Genomic DNA, 20,174 nt, shown 5'->3' on the forward strand with positions numbered 1-20,174 from the left:
GGCGTTCCTTTCCGTCAGGCGAGGAGCTTGGCTTCGTCGTCGGCGTAGCGGAAGAACTCGGCCAGCGTGGTGCCGTATAGCTGCTGCATTCGGGGTAGCTGGCCGGTCTGCTCCCAGTGGTCGCGTAGCCTGCGGACGAGCGTGCCGAACGTCGGCCCGCCGGCGGGGTCCAGCATGGCGCCGTCGGCGAGGTAGATCGTGGCTGGCGTGCCGCCGCGCCGGGCGCGTCCGACGAGCTGCACGATGCCGTTCATGATCTCTGCAGTGACCGAGAGCTGGACTCCACGGGGCATGGTACGGAAGTAGGGCAAGCTGGTGACGATCTGTTCGAAGTAGTGGCCGGCGGCCTGCTTACGGGCGTCGAGGACATCCGCGGGCCGGTGCTCCAGGTCGCGCAGTACGTCGTCGTTGGCATCTGGGGCGAGCGGGTGGGCGTTGACGTGAGCGATAAGCTCCGTGGGCTCGTCGATGATCGGCACCGGGCGTACCAGCAGCCAGATCGAGCCCAGCGCGGACCGGTCGCCGGCGCCGATGATGTTGACGCCGCGTTGGACCCGGGCCAGCGGGGCGATGAGGACGTCCACGCCCAGGCCGGGAGCCTCTTCGAGCCGGTCGGCGGCCAATTCTCGCCAGCCGGCCTGATCGGGCCGGTCGTCGCCGATATCGCCGATGTCTGGTGCGTCTTGAGGGCGGACCGCAAGGCATATGCGGCGGGGGTTGGCACCGGCCCGGACCAGACCTTCCGCGGCCGCCCGCGCCCCGTCGTAGGAGGTGGTGGCCAGCAGCACCAGGCGCCGGTCCGGTTCCTCATCCGCGAGGCGTCGCAGTTCCTGTTCCAGGCGGGTGCGCCACAGCAGTTCGGCGAGGCGGCGCAGTGCCTCCTGCCGCCGCGCTCCCTCGGTGCCCGACACCCGCAGCAGCGCGCGCTCGTCGCCGATTTGCTCGTTGACGTAGGCGGGCAGGATTTGGACACCTTGCGGGTCGTCGTCGGTGACCCACCAGTGTGGTTCGAGGTGGACGTGGTGGTGCGGCGCCTGCGGGAAGAACGCCGTGGCAGACAGTCCCAGCACTGCCCGGCGTGTCCCAGCTCGGCACAGGGCGGTGATGTCGGCGAGGGTGGTGGTGTAGACGTGCGGGTCTCCCCCGAACGCGGCCGCGTTGAGCCGGATGGGCAGGCGCCCGGTCGGGTCGACATGATGGCTGAATGCGAACAGCAGCCGGCCAAGCGGCCCGTTGGGCAGCGCCCGCCACCGGCTGTACGGGCCGAACGTCTCGGCGATCTCCCGTGCAGCTGGAACACCAGCGGCGGCCAGATGCGGGGCGTCGAAGACGAAGTGGCGAAGGTGCTGGCGCAACCGGTCCAAGATGGCCCGTTGCAGTAGCCGGTTGATGGCTTTTGCCCTGGCCTGCTCGTCGCGGATGAGCTCGGTCAGGAGCTCGTCGAGGCGTTCCCGGCTGTCCTGCAACCTGGTCGCGCCACTGCCGACCTCGGTCACGGTTGCCAGAATTTCCCGCACCGCGGCGAACTCGGCGGGCTCGTCCGCCTGCGGCGGTTCCTCCCCAGGGAACAGCGACCTGAACCCGCTGACCATTTCCGGTGTCAGCGGCTCGTGCTCGGCCAGGCCGTACAGCTGGGCGGTAAGGAGGCCGTCCCAGCGGCGGGGCACCAGCCAGTACCGGCCAGTCGCCGCTCCCGCGGTGCCCTCGACGCCGATGGTGCCGAAGTACAGCGCGGCGGTGTACAGCGAGGCCAGGAACTTCGAGTGGTGCACCATGTCCCGGACGCTGGACTCGACCTCCCGATTGATCCGGCCGGCCGCCCGCACGTACTCGGCCTCCAGTTCATGCAGCGGGGTACTGGTGCTGCCACGACGGTCCAAGACCAGCCCGCGAGCGGCCTGCGACACCACATTGTTCTGGAAGGCGTCAATCTCGTCTATCACGACCAGGTGGCTGCGTCGGAACACCAACTCCTCGACGGTCATCCGGTCGGTCAGCGCATGCTCATCGCGGACTGGAAGGTGCAACCGGCCGCTGTGGAAGTTGGCGTGACTGGTCACGATCACCGAGGCGTCGACCGCGGCGCGGGCGAGGCGGAACTTCCCGCACGTCGTCCGCCACGGGCAGGCCCGACGGGGCGCGGTCTCCTCCCCAGTTGGCTGCAGGCTGGTGCAGGGCTCCTCTCCAGGCGTCCAACCGTCGACTGATCCTTCGGTCTCCGCAGCCGCGGCCAGCGCGCACCCGTAGCCAAGCCGGTCCATCGTCCAATCGCCGTTAGGGTTCCAGGCCGGCCGCGTGCGGACCACCTTCCGGACGGCCTCGAACACCGCCGACGGCGACATCAACGCGGTAGCCGAGGCATCCACGCCCAGGGCGTCAAGGTCTTGTTCCACGGCCCGGGCGAGCTTGAGCACGTCCGCATTGGTTGGCACCACGATGGTGACGACCAGCTCGTGGGCGGCCATCCAACAGGCGACCACCTCCATGATCACGCTCTTGCCAATGCCGGTCGGCGCGTTGAGCAACCGGGTCTCGCCGGCAGGCAGTCCGAGAATCCCGTCGACTGACACCACTCCGTCGGCGGTCCGGAGCCGCTGGCACAGCTTCGTCACGTAGCGGGCGCGGTAGCCGGCACCACCACGGGCAGCGTCAATCTTGGCGGCTAGCTCGATGAGTTCGTGCGCGGAAATCAGGATCTCGTCCGCCGGCGGGGAGGTGCGCACGACGGGAGCCATCGGTTCCGCGGTGGAGGGATAGGCCGGCAGGACGTACCGCTGGTCCACCACCCGGGCCGCGCCACTACCGGCCGCGACCCGGACCGTGGTGTGGTACCGGCCGGGGCCAGCCACCGGAGTGTTCCCTCGGCCGACCGTGCTACGCCGCTCCAACTCGTGCAGCGCCTCGTCGACGAAGTCTCGCAGCGGCATCCCCGGCGCGCAGGCCACGGTCAGCGCGTCGTCCGCATCGGCCGTCAACCGGCAGGCGGGCAGGCCGTCCTGGTCCAGGCCCTGTCGCAGTGCCCGGCGCACCCATTCGCCGTCGGCGTACTCCGCCTGCCGCAGCCGCAGCAACCGCACGATCCGCTGCGTGTCATCGCCGCTTAAGGTGCGCCAAGCGGGCCACACATCGACGTGCCCGTCGAGCAAAAACGCCACGTCCCGGCTGGATACCAGCACCGTGCCCGCGTCCGCCTTGAGCGGGAAGTGCACCGCGGCCAGCCCGACCGCCGCGCGGAGCAGCAGCAGAATGTTCTGCTCCAGACCCTCGTCCTGCCGCTGCCGGGTCACGATGCACTCCGTTTCCGGCGCCGCAGCGCGCCCTTGATCTGGCTCACCAGCTGTCCTTCGGTGAGGATCGTGTAAGTGGGCAACGCCTCCCGTGCCGCGTGGACTTGGCCTGCGTGGGTGTCGGGCAGCACGATGTGCCGCACTGATGGTGAGTTCTCCCGGATGTGCCGCAGCAGTCCTTCCACGGTGGCGTGTTCCTTCACGTCGACGTCCCAGCGCCGGTCGCCCACCACGATGTCGAGGTCGTAGCGGTCGCAGTTCGGATACAACTGGACCGAAGCCCCGGCCTCAGTCAGCAGTCGAGCTAGCCGTAGCTCGGTGGCCCCCGGAACCACGATGAAACGCCACACCGGCTCCTCTAGCTGCACCGCACCGTCGGCGTCGTGCCGTTCCGGTAGCCCGCGCCCCACGCCGGCGGGCAGTCGCCGGTCCACAGCGATCAGCCCCGGAGCGCCCTTGTCCCGGTCGGTCACCTGGTACGTCGCTGTGTGGTAGGGGTACCGGCAGCGCACCATCTGTCCCCGCACGTCCATCGGCCATCCGCACACCCGGCAAGGCCACCACCACCGGCGTTCACCGCAGCGGTACGACTGTCCGTCGGTCACCGGCACGTAGTGGGCTACCCTGCGCGCCTGCCGCCGGTTGCACTCCTCCACCAGCAGTTGCTCCGGACCGGCGGGGCACTCGACCAGGAACTGCCGGGCCGTGCGGTACGCGGCCTCATCCGCGGTGCCGATGAGCCTCGCGAACAGCTCGTTCTCGAGGTCGTTGGCCCGCATCCACGACCACGACGGCAGCCAGTCCCGCCCCGGGTCGAGTCCGCTGATCACCTCACGGACATAGTCGGATCCGACCTCGTACGCGGCGTCGGCCAGCGCATCGCTGTCGTCGAGCAACACCACCTCGTCAACGCCGTCGCCGTAGCGGCCGTCGTCGCCATAAGGAATCGGGGGCAGCAGCGCGCCAAGCGGCCGGCGAAGGCAGCGCACCAGGTCCAGCGGTGCTACCGGCCCCTGACCGGGCCCCAGCTCGAACATCACGACACCGGTCATTCGCGCGACCTCATCGAACGCCCGCGGCTCGCGGTCGCGAACAGACCAGGCGTATGCCGCCCGCAGTGCGGCCGAGGTGATCCGGGCACGACGATCAAGCACGCTTGCGTCGGGCCCACCCCGTGTTGTCACTTTGGTTCCGCCCCCTCCTGGCGATCGGCCACAACAAGATTCACCTTCGGGCTTCGGTCACGACGCACACCGTGTCCGTCAACGCCAGTGATGGTCGCCGAACCAGCGGCCGCGCACTGCTGGGCGAATTCATCGCGCAACTGGTGCAGCGACGAGCGCGCGCCCAACAACCCGAAGAACTCATCGACCCCCCAGGTCGCCAACCAGCCGACCCGCGACATGTAGAACGCCACTTCGTCAAAGCGATACTCGTCGTCGTAGTCAAGCAGCACGTATCCCGCCAACTGCCAGATCGCCCTGTCCGTGAGGTTCTCGGGCCGGGAGGTCGACTTGATCTCCACCAGGCACCTATCGACAACCAGGTCTGCATCGGCACCACCAACATCTCCGCTGCCCGCGAACGTCGGCGCAGCCCGGCAGACCGCCACATCCGTAGCATCCCGCAGCCATCCGAGTGCACGCTCGGCCAGCTTGACCTGCACCTGCAGGTCCATAACCGCGTAGTCCGGAACGTACGCCAGCAAGGCGTCCAAGTCGCCGCCGCCGACGGTGCCAGCCAGAGGCGATCCAGGAGCGATGGCACCGTCGCGGAAGACCCGATCAAACCAAGCAAGGGCGAAACACATCCGGTTTAGGCGCGCCTCAACCTCCCGCTCCAGTAGCCAACGGCGCCCTCGCACGTAGGGCCCGCAGGTAAGCAGGTGCTCCACATACTCATCGACCAGCGCCTCACCGACGCGCCGCGACTCGGGCTCGCCGAGCGTGCCGGCCAACGCAGCGCCCGCGACGGCCGACGGCGGCGGCTGCGGCGCCACGAACGCGCAGCGAAGGCGGAAGTCCACCGCTACGCCCAGCAGATCCCACCGCACCACGGTCCGGCCGGCCGCCACCGGCCGCTGCACCCGCCGCACTGGAAACGCCGAGGCATACGACGCCCGAACCGCCGCCGTGCGCCGGAGGTGCGCAGCCAACCAGCGAGTCAACGGGTGATCATCATCAGGGATGACCGACGTCAGGCTCACGAATTTTGAGAATAGGCGCCGCCACCGACAATCTGGTTGAACCATGCTCGTCGAACCTTGCGTCTTCCGGCACATCCTGTCTGCCATCGACCCGCCCGACGGGGAGCGGGCCGTCGCCCGGCCCGCCACGGCCCGCGGACCTCGCTGCCTCCGCGCGTACGCTGGCGGGTCGGGCGGCGGTCTGCTCGGCTTGCCCGGGTCGATGGCAGACAGGATGCCCACCGCCACCACCCACGAAGCCGGCGGCCTCAGACGGCCCACCGGCCATCCTGGAGCCGGAGCGCCCCCGCCAGAGGCGCCGTAACCCGAGCCCGCGCGGCCCGCCAGCACGCTGACGCAGGCGGCACCCTCCCCTATTTCGCGCATGGTCATGCCCGTGACACCACATCATCGGCCTGATGGCGTACGTGTTGGAGACCCACCAGGCCCGTGCGTCCGCCGGCGGTCTATCTATTGATGCCCGCTGCGGTCACTCGGCTGCGCCGGTCTTGGCAGAGGCACGTTCGAAGAGGCGTTGGCGCTCAGCGGCCACGACCTCGCGGACGAGTTCAGCCTCGGACAAGTCCACCGCCTCGGGCGTGGAGTCGGCCATCTCGCTGACCCGGGCGAACTCATTGAAGATCCGCTTCTTACCGGCCAACAGTTCGGTGATCCGCTGGTCGACACTGTCCTCGGACAGCAGCCGGTGGACCTGCACCGACTGAACCTGCCCCATGCGGTGCGCGCGGGCGATGGCCTGTGCCTCGGTGGTGGGCTTGAGCTGAGGTTCACAGATGACGACGACGGATGCGGACTGGATGTTGAGCCCGACGCCGCCGGCCACGATCTGGGCAACGAGGACGGCGCCGTGTCTGGCGGACGAGAACTGGTCCACCATCTGCTGGCGCTGACCGGCTGGCACCGACCCCGTGAGTGGCCCGAAGACTGGCCCCGGCAACGACCGGGCAACGAGGCCGAGCACTTCCCTGAAGTGGGAAAACACGATGACTCGCCGTTCGTTCTCCTCCGCTTCGCGGACGATTTCGATCAGGCGCTGCATCTTCGTGGATTGGGCTCCCTGGAGCATCGCCGCTTGGCGCATCTCCATGAAGTTCCCGATCTCGACCGCCCCCCGATATCGGGAGCTGTCCGCCGTGGACATCGGGAGCCATTCCTCGACCTCGATCAGCTCAGGGAGTTCGGTCAGTACGTCTTCCTGGTTCCGGCGCAGGTAGGCTGGCGCGATCTGCCGCCGGAACGTCCTCGGCGACAGGTCGGTGGCGTCAACGGTGAGGTCGGGCCGTACGTAGGAGGCAAGGTTGCGGAACTCGTCGACCTTGTTCTCCAGTGGCGTGCCGGTGAGGAGGATCGCCCTGTCCGAGCGCGCGATGAGTTCCCTTGTCCTGGTCGTCCGCCGTGCCTGCGGGTTCTTGATGTAGTGGGCCTCGTCGACCACGACGCACGCCAGATCGCGGAGCTCCCGCAGCGCCGGCTCCCACCACGCCAGGGTCTCGTAGGTCGTGATGGCCACGCCGCCATCCCGCATCCAGCTACGGGCTGCCCGGTCGCGTTCCGGTCCGTGGACCCGATGCGGGCGCAGCTTCGACTTGCTGGTGACCTCGCGGACCCAGTTGGTCACCACCGCGGCCGGGCACACCACCAGGAAGTGCGTCTTACCTCTACTGCGCAGGTGTGCGAGGACCGCCATCGCCTCGACGGTCTTCCCGAGGCCCATCTCGTCCCCGACGATGACCTTGCGCTGCACCAGGGCGAAGCGGGCCGCAAAGCTCTGGTAGCCGCGCAGCGAGGCGGTCAGGTGTTCACCGTCGAGTGCCTGATCGCGTACCGCCTGGATGATCTCCTCCGGGAGATCGCCGTGCACCGCGTTCTCGTCCTCGGTGACGAACCCCAGCTCGGCGAGCATCGCGAAGTAGTCGGCGGGTCGAGCGAGGAAGTCTTCCCATGGGTCCGCACCGGCGCTCTTGCGACCGGATCCCGATGACATGCCCAGCAGTTCGGCTCGCCGTTTGACGATCTGGATGCTCTCGGAGAGCCCCGAGGCAGCGAGCTGCCTGGCCGGAATGACAAGCAGGTGACTGGTTTCGCCGTTGATCGCTGCCCGCAGCGGTGCGAGTTCGGATGCCCGTTCGAGGTCGGCGGCCGCTCCTCGGGTCTGCCGGCACGAGTCCCATTCGGCGAGGCAGCGCAGCAGTTGGGTGGTCTCTGAATGGCGGTGATTGATGTCGATGCGGACCGGCATCTCGTCGTACGTCGTCTGCCAGAGGGTTTGCGCTGCTCCGAGCATGCGCCGTGCTGAGGTCTCCCCGACGCCCGGCAGCGCCTGAAGGTCCAAGCCGACGTTCAACACGTCCTGCACCGTGCTGATCCCCGCCTCGCCGAGTGGCCCCAGCCGAAGTCGATCGCGGGTGGCGGTCTTCAACGCATCCACAGGCATCTCCTGCAGGATCCGTTGGACCTCGGCGCGTCTGACCTTCTCACCCGCCTTCTGTGCCGCCGATCGGTACGAGGCTTCGCCTGCGACAACCTTGTCGATGGCATCCAGCGCCTCGGGCAGTCCGTCGACGACCGAGCGGTCCAGGATCGCCGGAGCGGCCTGTCCGGTGACGAGGTCGAAGCGGAGGGCCGGGTCGAGCAGGGTCTCGAACTTGAGCCGTCGTGGGTCGGCGCGCGCGGTGAAGGCACCGAGCCACTCCAAGCGACGCGGCTGATCGTTTCGAAGGATCGCCGCGTGGTGATGGCGCAAAAACTCGGCAGCCGCGGCCGCCGATTGTTTCTTCGCCGACCCGGTGAAGAAACGACGTACGCCGAACATGGGGGCGATGTCGGCGATGGCACGGGGTGCGTCCGTGGTGAGCAGCTGCAGCAAGGAGCGGTCGTGGGCCGTCGGCACGGGAAGCGTGGCCCGCTCCCACAGGCGCCTGACGACCCCAATGTCACTCTTTCGGAGCGGGAGCACACGCCAGGCGGCTTGGCCGGCCCGGCCGACCATGACGCTCCGTGAGCGCAGGGCTCGCTCATCGCTGCTGGCGGCGTCCTGGACAGCCTGGTGCCAGTCCTGTACCTCCTCGGCACGGTGGCTCCATTGCGTGAAGTCCGCCATGAGGCGACGAATCTGTTCGCGCTCTGTCTTGTTCATGCTCACCGCAGAAATCGAGGGGTTTGCGGACGGATCGTAGTGCACCCCCCACTTGAACGGGACCTCCGGAGACAGTTGTCAGGAAAGCGACACCGACATACGCAACACCAGCTGGCGCAGCCTGCGCCCGCCTTGCGCTCGTCAGTAGTGTCGGTGCTCGTCGGTAGGCTCTGCTGGCTGTCGTTCTGGAGGTGGCTGGTGCGGCTCGAGGATCTTTCGTCGGGCGTTCGGGTGACTGGGGTGGTGCCGGGCGAGGCGGTCTCGGTTCTGGCAGCGCAGTGGCACGGCCGCGAGGCTGTGGAGCTGACCTACAAGACCCTCGATGGAGGCCTGCGTCAGCAGGTGCTCTTCCGGGCCGACGAGGCCAAACTGAGGCTCTCTGACGCGGGCAGCCGACCGTTCGACGCCGCCGCTGAGGAGTTCCGGCTGGTCGCCGAGGCGCAACGAATCTCTCTGGCTGGACTGTTCGACCCGATGCTGGCGGTTGCCACCAGCGACGTGCAGCCGCTGCCCCACCAGATCCGAGCCGTCTACGGCGAGATGCTCGACCGCATGCCGCTGCGGTTCCTGCTGGCTGACGACCCTGGCGCCGGCAAGACGATCATGGCTGGCCTGTACGTCAAGGAGCTCCTGCTCCGCGACGACGTGAAGCGCTGCCTGATCGTGGCTCCCGGTGGACTGGTCGACCAGTGGCAGGACGAGCTGTTCTTCAAGTTCGGTCTACGCTTCGACATCCTCACCACGGCCATGGTCGACGCCGCACTCGGGTCAAGCGTGTTCGAGCAGTATCCGCTACTCATCGCACGGATGGACCAACTCGCGCGCAACGAAGACCTGACCGCCCACCTCGACGACGCCGAGTTCGACCTCGTCGTCGTCGACGAGGCCCACCGGATGGGCGCGAACTACTTCGGCGGCAAGATCAATAAGACCCGCCGCTTCCAGCTCGGAGAAAAGCTGCGTGACCGCACCCGGCACCTGCTGCTGATGACCGCCACCCCGCACGCGGGCAAGGAGGAAGACTTCCAACTCTTCCTCACCCTGCTCGAGCGCGACGGCTTCGAGGGCAAGTTCAAGGCCGGCATACACAACCCGGACACCAGCGGGCTCATGCGACGCATGGTCAAGGAGGATCTACTCACCTTCGAGGGCAAACCGCTCTTCCCGGAACGCATTGCTCAGACCGTGCCCTACGAGCTCACCGCAGACGAGCAGGACCTCTACGAGCGCGTCACCGAGTACGTGCGCGAAGGGATGAACCGTGCCGCACGGCTGGACGACAAGCGTCGCAACACCGTCGGCTTCGCGCTCACGGTGCTGCAGCGACGCCTCGCCTCCAGCCCCGAGGCGATCTATCAGTCCCTGGTCCGACGCGCCGAACGACTCAAACGCCGCCGCGACGACCTGATCCACGGCCGCGGGGTCAGTGACGAGCCCGCCCCGATCAACCCACGCGACTGGGACAACGACGAGCACAGCGCCGAAGAGGTCGAGCAGCTCGAGGAGGAGCTGCTCGACGCCGCCACTGCGGCCCGCACCATCGAGGAACTCAACACCGAACTGGCCGACCTCGACAAGCTCATCCACGTCGCCCGCCGGGTCCGCAACCTCGACACCGACCGGAAGTGGGTCGAGCTGCGCAAGATCCTCGAAGACAACGATCTCATCCACCCTGGCGCCGAGAAGCCCCGCAAGCTGATCATCTTCACCGAGCACCGCGACACCCTCGACTACCTGGCCCGCAAGATCCGCTCGCTCTTCGGCAAGCCAGCCACTGTGCAAGCCATCCACGGCGGCGTCCGACGCGCCGACCGACGCGCCATCACCGAGGAGTTCACCAAGAGCCCGGCCTGCCAGATCCTCCTGGCCACCGACGCAGCCGGCGAAGGCCTCAACCTCCAAGCCGCCCACCTGATGGTCAACTACGACCTCCCGTGGAACCCCAACCGCATCGAGCAGCGATTCGGCCGCGTCCACCGCATCGGGCAGACCGAGGTGTGCCGCCTGTGGAACCTCGTCGCCGCCAACACCCGCGAGGGCGAAGTGTTCACCCGGCTGCTGCAGAAGGTCGAGGAGCAGCGCAAGGCCTACGGCGGCAAGGTTTTCGATGTCCTGGGGGCGGCCTTCGACGAGACCCCACTCCGAGAGCTGTTGATCGAGGCCATCCGATACGGCGATCTCCCCGAGACCCGAGCCAAGATGGAACAGGTCATCGACGCATCGGTCGCCCACGGTCTCAAGGAGCTTCTCGAGGAACGAGCACTCACCCACGACGCCATGTCCGACGCGGACCTGGCACAGATGCAGCGACTCATGGAGGAGGCTCGGGCCCGCCGGCTGCAGCCGCACTACATCGAATGGGCCTTCCGCCTCGCATTCCAGCGCCTCGGCGGCCGGCTCGCCAGACGTGAGCGTGGCCGTTACGAGATCACGCACGTCCCCGCGGCCGTCCGCGCCGTCACCAAGCATGGCCCCGTCGCCACCCGCTACGAGCGAGTCACCTTCGAGCTCGACCGCATCGACGTCGCCGACAAGCCGCGCGCCGATCTCCTCGCGCCCGGGCATCCGCTCCACGACGCCGTCGCTGAGCTCACCATCACCCAGCTCCGACCCACCCTCGAGCGCGGCACCGTCCTGGTCTCCCCAGAGGTCGAGGAGCCGACCCTGTTGGTCGGTGTCGTCGAGGAGGTCGTCGACGGCACCGAGGAGTCCATCGCGCGCCGGTTCGGCTACGCCTACGTCGACGCCACCGGCCAGGTCACGCCCGCCGGCCCGGCACCGTACCTCGACTGCGTGGCCGCTCCGAACACCCCATCCGTGGCTGCGGCCAAGAAGTTGGCCTGGCTTGGTGACGCCGAGTCCCGGGCCCGGACCTGGATCATCGGCCACCAGCTCAAGGACTACCTCGCCGAGGTCTCGCCCCGCCGGCTCGCCGAAGTTGAGCGCACCCGAATGCGGGTCGACCAGCGGTTGGCACACGAGTCGAATCGGCTGATCGGGGAGGCGATCGCTGCGCAGGAAAAGGAGCAGACCGGCACAAAGCCAAAGGAAAGCTCCGAGAGCCTTCTGCGCAAGGCACAGGAACTCCAAGCCCGCCGGGAAGCCCGCCTGGCGCTGCTGGGCCAGCAGGCACAGTTGGTCACCAAGCCGCCACGCATCATGACCGCCGCGCTCGTGCTGCCGTTGTCGATGGTCGAGGCCGAGATCCCCGCCGACGCTCCGGTCCACGCCAAGGAGACCAAGGCCGTCGAGCGGCGCGGCATCGAACTGGTGCTCGCCACCGAGCTTGCACTCGGCCGGAAGCCGCAGGAGCAGGCCTTCAACAACCCCGGCTACGACATCCTGTCCATCCCCACCGACGGCGGCCCCTCGATCCGAATTGAGGTCAAAGCACGCATCGAGGGCGCCGAGGACTTCTACGTCACCCACAACGAAATCGTCACCGGCAAAAACACCGTCCCCCACTACCGGCTCGCCCTAGTCACCGTCAGCAAGGCCGGCCCCGAACACGACCAGGTACGGTACGTCGCTGCCCCCTTCGCCAGCGTCGACTTCGGCGACCTCGCCGCCACCGGCGTCCGCGTCAACTGGCCGAAGACCTGGGCCGCCGGCACCCCGCCCTTCTGATCGACAGAGCTAGAGGAAGTTGATGAAGCGCAAGCTGATCGAGGTCGCTCTCCCCCTGGAAACGATCAACCGCGAGTCGGCCCGAGAGAAGTCGATCCGCCATGGCCACCCCTCCACCCTGCACCTTTGGTGGGCTCGGCGGCCGCTGGCCGCAGCGCGGGCGGTCCTGTTCGCTCAGCTCGTCGACGACCCGTCGTCGCGTCCGGACGAGTTCCCCACGGAGGAGGCGCAGCGCGCCGAGCGTGATCGGCTACACAAGATCATCGAACGCCTCGTGGTGTGGGAGAACATCCGTGACGAGGCCCTGCTCGCCGAGGCTCGCGTGGAGATCATGAAGTCCTGCGACGGCGATCCCCCGCCGATCCTCGACCCGTTCGCGGGCGGCGGGAGTATCCCGCTGGAAGCGCAGCGACTGGGCCTGGAAGCCCACGCCTCCGACCTCAATCCGGTGGCGGTTTTGATCAACAAGGCGCTCATCGAGATCCCGCCGAAGTTCCGCGATCGACCGCCCGTCTTCCCCGGCCTAGGGGAGTCCGAGATCCGGACCTGGAGGGGCACGGAGGGCCTGGCCGCGGACGTACGGGCCTACGGAACCTGGATGCGTGACGAAGCCGAGAAGCGCATCGGCCACCTGTACCCGGCGGCTGGTGGCCAAACGCCCATCGCCTGGATATGGGCTCGCACTGTCATTTGCCCCAATCCAGCTTGTGGAGCCGAAACGCCTCTTGTCAACTCCTTCACTATTTGTACTCGGAAGGGCAAGGAGGCAAGTGTGATTCCGTCGGTTGAATCCGATGGGATCCACTACTCGATTAACCAGGGCAAGTCTTCTGTAGCTGGCACTGTAAGTCGCACCGGCGCCCAATGCCTCGCATGTGACTCTGCCATCTCTCTTGAATACATCCGACTGCAGGGGCGAGACCACCGCTTGGGTCGACACCTGCTTTGCACGGTTGCCGAGGGCCATAGAAGCCGCAGCTATCTGCCAGCGACTCATGAAGCAAGCGGCGCTGCTGAGGTCGAAGCACCAGAAGATTTTCCCGTGGTCCCACTGCCCGAACGGGCCCTAGGTTTCCGAGTACAGGCGTATGGCTTCACAACACAGCAGGATTTCTACGCGCCTCGCCAGCAGCGACTGCTCACCGAGCTTGTGAAGCTGGCAGGCGAGGCGAGGCAGCAGGTAATCACCGACAGCGGCGACAAGGCATATGCTGACGCAATTGCTGTCTACCTGGCGCTGTTCATTGGGCGTGTTGCGAATCGATCGTCAAGCCAGAGCTTCTGGCATCCCGGTCGCGAAACCGTTGAACAGGTCTTTGCGCGCAACGCGATGCCAATGATCTGGGTCTACGCAGAGGCAAACCCCTTCTCCGACTCCACGGGAAACATCCTAGGCCAGCTTTCGTACTTGACAGAGGCCCTAGAACGCCTCCCTGCGACGTCGCCTGGGACAGTTTCGCAGCGTGATGCTATCGACCTGCCGAGCTCTCGGGTAGTTATCAGTACGGACCCGCCGTACTACGACAACGTGCCGTACAGCGATCTCTCCGATTTCTTCTATCTTTGGCACCGGCAAACGCTTAATTCAGTACTTCCTGACCTCTACGGGACTGTAGCAACCCCGAAGAGGCAGGAGCTGATTGCTGAACCAGCAAGACACGGAGGCGTTACTAACGCGTCGAAGTTCTTCGAGTCGAAGCTGCGTTGCTTTTTTGACTCGGCAATAACCGTTGAAGAAGACGATTACCCACTCACCGTATACTACGCGTTCAAACAATCCGACACCGATGACCAGGGCACAGCGTCGACAGGTTGGGAAACCATGCTGCAGGGCCTCGTGGACGCGGGGGGGCATGTGACTGCCACGTGGCCCATCCGGACTGAGCTCGGAGGAGGGTTGAGGGTGCTGGGTCGGAACGCACTGGCATCTTCTGTTGTACTGTCGGTCCGCCGCAGGCGGGATAAGGCGTTGACGACGGACCGCAAGGGATTCATCGCAGCGCTGAATGCGGAACTTCCCGACGCGCTACGGAAACTTCAGCAGGGCCGAATAGCGCCGGTGGACCTCCCGCAGGCGGCAATCGGACCAGGCATGGCAGTATTCAGCCATTACTCCAAAGTGCTAGAACCGGATGGGTCCCGAATGACCGTTCGTTCGGCACTCGCGCGAATCAACGAAATTTTGGACCAGGTGCTCAGTGAGCAGGAAGGGGACTTCGACTCCACGACACGGTTTGCGATCGCATGGTATCGCCAACACGGTTACAACACTGGGACGTTTGGTGACGCTGACAACCTGGCCCGTGCCCGCAACACGTCTGTGGAGCGGATGGACCGGGACGCGATCCTGACCAGCCGTGCCGGCAAGGTCGCGCTGATCAAGCCCGCCGATACCCCCGTTGACTACGACGTGGTCGCCGACGAGCACACCTCGACGTGGGAGGTGCTGCACCACACGATCCGGATTCTCGAGACCGCAGGGCTTCCCGCGGCGGGTGCGTTCCTCGCGACCGCTCAGAGCCGTCCGGACGGAGCCGTCGACCCCGATTTGGTCAAGGAGTTGGCGTTCCTGCTGTTCTCCATCGCCGAGAAGAACGGCTGGGCCAAGGACGCCATCAGCTTCAACGCCATCGCCCAGTCGTGGGGTGACGTCGTCGACGCCTCCAAGGCGGCCCCGGCGGCTCACGAGCAGGGCGAGTTCGACTTCTCCCCGGAGGATGACTGATGCCGCTGAAGGCGCACGAGCATCCGCTGAAGAAGATCTTCTCCGCTGACTTCGACTTCGCGATCCCGCACTACCAGCGGCCCTACGCGTGGGGCACCGAGCAGGCCCTGCAGCTCCTCGACGACCTTGAGGACGCCCTCGTTCGGGACGCAGCCGAGCCGTATTTTCTCGGTTCTCTGGTCCTGGTCAAGCCGGATGAGAACGCGTCGCGGGCGGACGTCATCGACGGTCAGCAGCGTTTGACGACGCTCAGCATCCTGCTCGCAGTCCTGCGAGATCTCGCCAAAAACGACGAGGTCGCTGTCGTTCTGCGCGACATGGTCCTGGAGCCAGGCGTGGCTCTCGACGGCATCAAGGCCAAGCCTCGCCTGCTGCTGCGCAATCAGGACTCCGGGTTCTTCACGACGTACGTGCAGACCCCCAACCGGCTGGACGACCTGCTGAAGCTCAGCGACCATGCGCTAGCGAACGACAGCCACCGAGCCATCCGGGACAACGCCAAGGTGTTGCAGGAACGACTGTCGTCCTGGACCGACGACAAGCGCAGTGCCCTCGCGGCCCTCGCCCGTAACCGGACCTTCCTGGTAGTTGTCAGCACGCCGGATCTGGCCAGCGCCCACCGCATCTTCAGCGTGATGAACGCCCGAGGTCTCGACCTCGAGCCCTCGGACATCTTCAAGTCCGAAGTGATCGGCTCTATCGACGCGGCGCAGCAGCAGGCGTACGCAAAGGCGTGGGAGACCGCGGAGCAAAACCTCGGGCGTACGACCTTCGCCGAACTGTTCCTGCACCTCCGAATGATCGTGGCGAAGGCACGAGGCCAGCGCGAGCTGCTGATCGAGTTTCCCCACCAGGTGCTCAACGCCTACACCAAGACCGGCAGGGCCGCGAGCTTCGTCGATGACATGCTCATGCCCTACGCCACGGCGTACACCCACCTGCTGAATCAGGACTACGACGACTATGACGCCGCCTGGTCCAAGGTCAACAACTGGCTGCGCCGCCTGGTCCAACTAGACAACAACGACTGGCGTCCGCCGGCATTGTGGGCACTGCGCAACCACGACGACGACCCTGCGTTTCTCGACGCCTTCCTGCGCCGGCTGGAACGGCTCGCAGCCAGCATGCTGCTGCGGCGCGTCTACACCACCCCTCGGGTGACCCGGTACATCGAGCTACTCAAGCAGCTAGACGCTGGCGCTGGTGTCAACGCGAAGGCCTTCGACCTCACTGCCGACGAGCGACAAGAGACGCGCGAACGCCTCGACGGGGAGCTGTACAAGGTGCAGCCCGTACGAAAGTACGTATTGCTGAGGCTCGACGAGCTACTGGCCAATGCCCCTGGTGTCTCCTACAAGCACAAGATCATTACCGTTGAGCATGTGCTTCCTCGGAACCCGCGGAACGACAGCCAGTGGGTCAAGGACTTCGCGGAGGATGAGCGCGCCTTCTGGACGCACCGCCTCGGGAACCTGCTGCTCCTCAACAGGAACAAGAACAGCCAGGCGCAGAACTACGACTTCGCGACAAAGAAGGAGAAATACTTCAGTCCCGCAGCCGGCGTCACTGGCTTTGCCTTGACAACCAGTGTGATCATGGAGCCGGTCTGGACTCCGGACGTGCTTGAACGGCGGCAGGCCGAGCTCACGGGAATTCTGGTCAAGGAGTGGGAGCTCAACTGACATGGCGATCTCGAACCGCGACCGCATCGGCCAGATGTTCGACGCGCTGTCTCCAGCGCTGAACGAGTTCATCACGAGAGTCGTGTCTCCCCAGCTACCGCAAGGCCACGACTGGACACAGCTGGTCGCGCTCAAGGACGCCAAGAACGGGGTCACGGGGAAGGCCTACTCGGTCACCGACCCGCAGCTCCAGCTGCGCATGCTGACCGAAAACATCCCCCACCAAGTCAAGCCCGGCTGGTTCCCCTTCGACGGCCAGCTGTCGAAGCTCCAGCAGTCCTACGCCAGCGAGTTGCGCGACGTGCGCAACGGCTGGGCGCACGGCGCCTCGTTCAGCAACGACGATGCCTACCGGGCGCTGGACACCGCGGAGCGGCTGTTGTCGGGCATCGGCGCCTCCGAGGCGGCCGCAGACGTCTCCAAGATCCGGCTGAACCTGCGCCGGGTCACTGCGGAGAAGGACGACCGCCGCACTCTTAAGGCGGCCGCCGAAACGGCCGACTCGACAGGGCTGCGGCCGTGGCGCGAGGTGCTGCGACCGCACGACGACGTGGCGACCGGCAACTTTCAGGCCTCGGAGTTCGCCGCTGACCTGTTCAAGGTCGCCGAGGGGCAGGCCGGCAACGATTACGCCGACCCGGTGCAGTTCTTCTCTCGTACCTACCTGACCGAGGGCCTACGCGACCTGGTCGACCGCGCGGTCCGGAGAATGACCGGGGACGACAACGCATCCCCGGTCATCAACCTGCAGACCAACTTCGGTGGCGGCAAGACACACTCGATGCTGGCGCTCTGGCACCTGGCCGGCGGCACGCCGCTCGGTTCGTTCCCACAGGACACCCAGGACCTGCTGGGACCGCTGGGCTACGACACGATCAAGGACGCCCATCGGGTCGCCATCGTCGGCAATCACTTCGCCCCCACTGGCGAGACCAAGCCGGACGGCACCGTGGTGCGGACGGTCTGGGGTGAGCTCGCCTGGCAGCTCGGCGGCGCTGAGGCGTACAAGATGGTCGCGGACTCCGACCGGGCCGGCACCAACCCTGGCCGGGCGCTGCACGACCTGCTCGCGGCGTACTCGCCGGCGGTGATCCTGATCGACGAGTGGGTGGCCTACGCCCGGCAACTGCCGGACCACCCTGAAGAGGCGACAGCCGCCGGCATCACGGGCGGCACCTTCGACACTCAGTTCACCTTCGCTCAGTCCCTGACCGAAGCGGCCAAGGCAACCAGCGGAGTGCTGCTGGCGATCTCGATCCCCGCGTCGGAGACAGGGAAGGACCCCAACGAGGTCGTTGCGGGTAACGCCGAGGAAGTCGGCGGCCGCCGTGGTCTTGAGGCGCTGCAGCGGCTCCAGAACGTCGTGCGCCGTGTCGCCGATCAGTGGCGACCGGCCTCATCCGACGAGGCCTACCACATCGTCCGGCAACGGCTCTTCGTCGCCCCCGATGCGAATGCGCTGGCCTCGATCGGTGCCACGGCACGAGCGTTCGTGGAGTTCTACCGCAAGCACAGCGACGAGTTCCCCCGCGAGGCGCGAGACTCGACGTACGAGGACCGGATCAAGCGAACCTACCCGATCCACCCGGAGCTGTTCGACCGGCTCTACGAGGACTGGTCGAGTCTCGAGCGCTTCCAGCGAACCCGCGGCGTGCTGCGCCTGATGAATACCGTCATCCACGCACTGTGGGTGGGGGAAGACACCGGCCCGCTGATCATGCCTGGGTCGATCCCGCTGGCAACCTCAGCGGTGAACTCCGAGCTCACGCAATATCTGCAGGACTCGTGGAAGGCGATCATCGACGCTGACGTCGACGGACCGAACTCCGAGCCGACCAAGATCGATAACGAGAAGCCGCTACTTCAGACGCGCCGGGTCACCAAGCGGCTGGCCCGGGCAATTTTCTTCGGCGCCGCCCCGACCATCGGCTCGGCACACAAGGGGCTGGAACGTCAGCGCGTCTTCCTCGGCACCGCGATCCCGGGTGATATCCCGGGCAACTTCCACTCCGCGCTCTCCGCTCTCGGGGATCGCGCGACCTACTTCTACTCCGGGTCGGGGAAGTACTGGTACGACCTCCAGGCCAATATCACGCGGCGGGCCAAGGACCAGGCCGAGCGGCTACACGTCGAAGAGGTATGGGCCGAGGTGCGCCGCAGGCTCACCGACCAGGCTCAGCGCCGTGGCGACTTCGCCGGCGTGCACATCTGTCCGGAGGACAACGGCGATATCCCGGACACCGACGAGGCGCGGCTGGTCATCCTGCACCCCAAGGTCACCCACAAGAAGGGGGACCAGGAGTCCAGCGCCACAAAGTTCGCCCGGTCCGCCACCGACCACCGTGGGACCGCCCACCGGTTGCACCGCAACATGCTGGTTTTCCTGGCGGCCGACGTGAACCGCATGGAGGAACTGGAATCAGCGGTACGGGACTACCTCGGGTGGTCGCACGTACTGGACAACGCCGACGAGCTCGATCTCACTCAGAACCAGAAGAACCAGGCGACGGACAAGAAGCGGCAGGCGCAGGACACTGTCAACTCTCGGCTGCTAGGCGCCTACCACTGGGCTCTCGTACCGGAGGCTCCCGACCCGGGATCACCCTTCGTCATAACCGCCACGAAGGCGGAGGGGCAGTCGACGTCGCTCGCGGAGCGTGTATCGAAGCGGCTCGGTGCCGATGGGGCGCTAGCCACCCAGCAGGCCGCCGCGGCAGTCTCGCTCTGGCTCAACCGACTGCCGAAGCTGTGGGAGAACGGCCACGTCAAGGTTGGCGATCTGTGGCGCCAGTACACGACGTACCCCTACATGCCACGGCTGCGGGATAGGTCTGTGCTGGCCCGTGGCATCGCGGACCAGCCGCTGTTGTGGCAGCAGGAGGGCTTTGCTCTTGCCCTTGAGTACGACGGCGAACGCTACAAGGGACTTATGTTGCCGTCCGACGGCAACTTCGGCCAGGCCACCGACTCCATGCTCTTGGTCAAGCCCGAGCTGGCGCTCGCACAGCGGCAGCAAGAGACGACCCCTGAACCCGGCCCTGAGCCTGGACCGGAGGCGAACCCAAGTACTGGGTCTGGCTCCGGTCCTGGTCCCCAGCCCGGTCCCGGTCCTGAGCCTGCCCCATCGCCGAAACCGACAATCGGCTACTTCTTCGGGAGCAAGACCCTCGACTCGACTCACTACGCCTTGGACTTCAAGAAGCTGATGGACGAGGTGATCCAGCACCTGACCTCCACGCCCGGGGTCAACCTGAAGGTCCGCGTCGAAATCGAAGCCGAGGCACCCCACGGGTTCTCGGAGTTTCAGATCCGCACGGTCTCGGAGAACAGCAACGCCCTCAAGTTCGACCAATCCGGCTTCGAGGAAGATCACTAAGCGTCGGCCCAGGAGCCCGCCGGCAGCAGCTGCTGCCGGCGGGCGCACATCTCGTTCGGATTGCCACGGCCTGCCACGCGTCTTGGCGGGCGCTGACAGGGTTCGGCATGATGCCTTCGTTTCGTCGGCATGAAT

At 66.4% G+C, this 20,174-nt stretch carries 8 protein-coding genes; 4 read left to right on the forward strand and 4 right to left on the reverse strand.

Annotation, left to right across the window (positions count from 1 at the left end; translation table 11 throughout):
- Positions 1 to 14: 14 nt before the first annotated feature.
- The 4 genes from A4R25_RS09690 to A4R25_RS09705 all read right to left on the reverse strand — a co-directional run bounded on the left by A4R25_RS09690 (position 15) and on the right by A4R25_RS09705 (position 8,629).
- Entirely contained in the window at positions 15 to 3,287 is a 3,273-nt protein-coding gene (locus A4R25_RS09690; protein ID WP_197494864.1) for a hypothetical protein, read from the reverse strand.
- The gene (locus A4R25_RS09695; RefSeq protein ID WP_064446380.1) at positions 3,284 to 4,471 is read right to left on the reverse strand and encodes a hypothetical protein; all 1,188 of its coding nucleotides are present in this window, start codon (positions 4,469 to 4,471) and stop codon (positions 3,284 to 3,286) included. Before A4R25_RS09695 ends, A4R25_RS09690 begins: the two co-directional genes overlap by 4 nt.
- The gene (locus tag A4R25_RS09700; RefSeq protein ID WP_157539010.1) at positions 4,468 to 5,493 is read right to left on the reverse strand and encodes a hypothetical protein; all 1,026 of its coding nucleotides are present in this window, start codon (positions 5,491 to 5,493) and stop codon (positions 4,468 to 4,470) included. The genes A4R25_RS09695 and A4R25_RS09700 overlap by 4 nt, the downstream gene beginning before the upstream one ends.
- A gap of 469 nt (positions 5,494 to 5,962) precedes the next feature.
- A complete protein-coding gene (locus A4R25_RS09705) occupies positions 5,963 to 8,629 on the reverse strand; it encodes a DEAD/DEAH box helicase (RefSeq protein WP_064446547.1) in 2,667 nt (888 codons plus the stop codon).
- A gap of 198 nt (positions 8,630 to 8,827) precedes the next feature.
- On the opposite strand from A4R25_RS09705, the gene A4R25_RS09710 reads away from it, so the two are divergent.
- From A4R25_RS09710 to A4R25_RS09725, 4 genes are read left to right on the forward strand one after another with little or no spacing between them, the layout of a single operon-like run.
- A complete protein-coding gene (locus A4R25_RS09710) occupies positions 8,828 to 12,256 on the forward strand; it encodes a helicase-related protein (RefSeq protein ID WP_064446548.1) in 3,429 nt (1,142 codons plus the stop codon).
- A 22-nt stretch (positions 12,257 to 12,278) separates the two neighbouring features.
- The gene (locus A4R25_RS09715) at positions 12,279 to 14,981 is read left to right on the forward strand and encodes a DUF1156 domain-containing protein (RefSeq protein WP_064446382.1); all 2,703 of its coding nucleotides are present in this window, start codon (positions 12,279 to 12,281) and stop codon (positions 14,979 to 14,981) included.
- On the forward strand, positions 14,981 to 16,663 hold the full coding sequence (locus A4R25_RS09720; RefSeq protein ID WP_064446383.1) for a DUF262 domain-containing protein: 1,683 nt from the start codon (positions 14,981 to 14,983) through the stop codon (positions 16,661 to 16,663). The genes A4R25_RS09715 and A4R25_RS09720 overlap by 1 nt, the downstream gene beginning before the upstream one ends.
- 1 nt (position 16,664) lies before the next feature.
- A complete protein-coding gene (locus A4R25_RS09725) occupies positions 16,665 to 20,039 on the forward strand; it encodes a Swt1 family HEPN domain-containing protein (RefSeq protein ID WP_197494866.1) in 3,375 nt (1,124 codons plus the stop codon).
- The last annotated feature ends 135 nt before the right edge of the window (positions 20,040 to 20,174 follow it).

It is taken from the genome of Micromonospora sp. NBRC 110037 (assembly GCF_001652995.1).
GTDB lineage: Bacteria > Actinomycetota > Actinomycetes > Mycobacteriales > Micromonosporaceae > Micromonospora > Micromonospora chalcea.

Bases quoted from the DNA above. Each gene is read 5' to 3' on its own strand.
- A4R25_RS09725 (WP_197494866.1), top strand. From the start codon at position 16,665: ATGGCGATCTCGAACCGCGACCGCATCGGCCAGATGTTCGACGCGCTG.
- A4R25_RS09720 (WP_064446383.1), top strand. From the start codon at position 14,981: ATGCCGCTGAAGGCGCACGAGCATCCGCTGAAGAAGATCTTCTCCGCT.
- A4R25_RS09715 (WP_064446382.1), top strand. From the start codon at position 12,279: ATGAAGCGCAAGCTGATCGAGGTCGCTCTCCCCCTGGAAACGATCAAC.
- A4R25_RS09705 (WP_064446547.1), bottom strand. From the start codon at position 8,629: ATGAACAAGACAGAGCGCGAACAGATTCGTCGCCTCATGGCGGACTTC.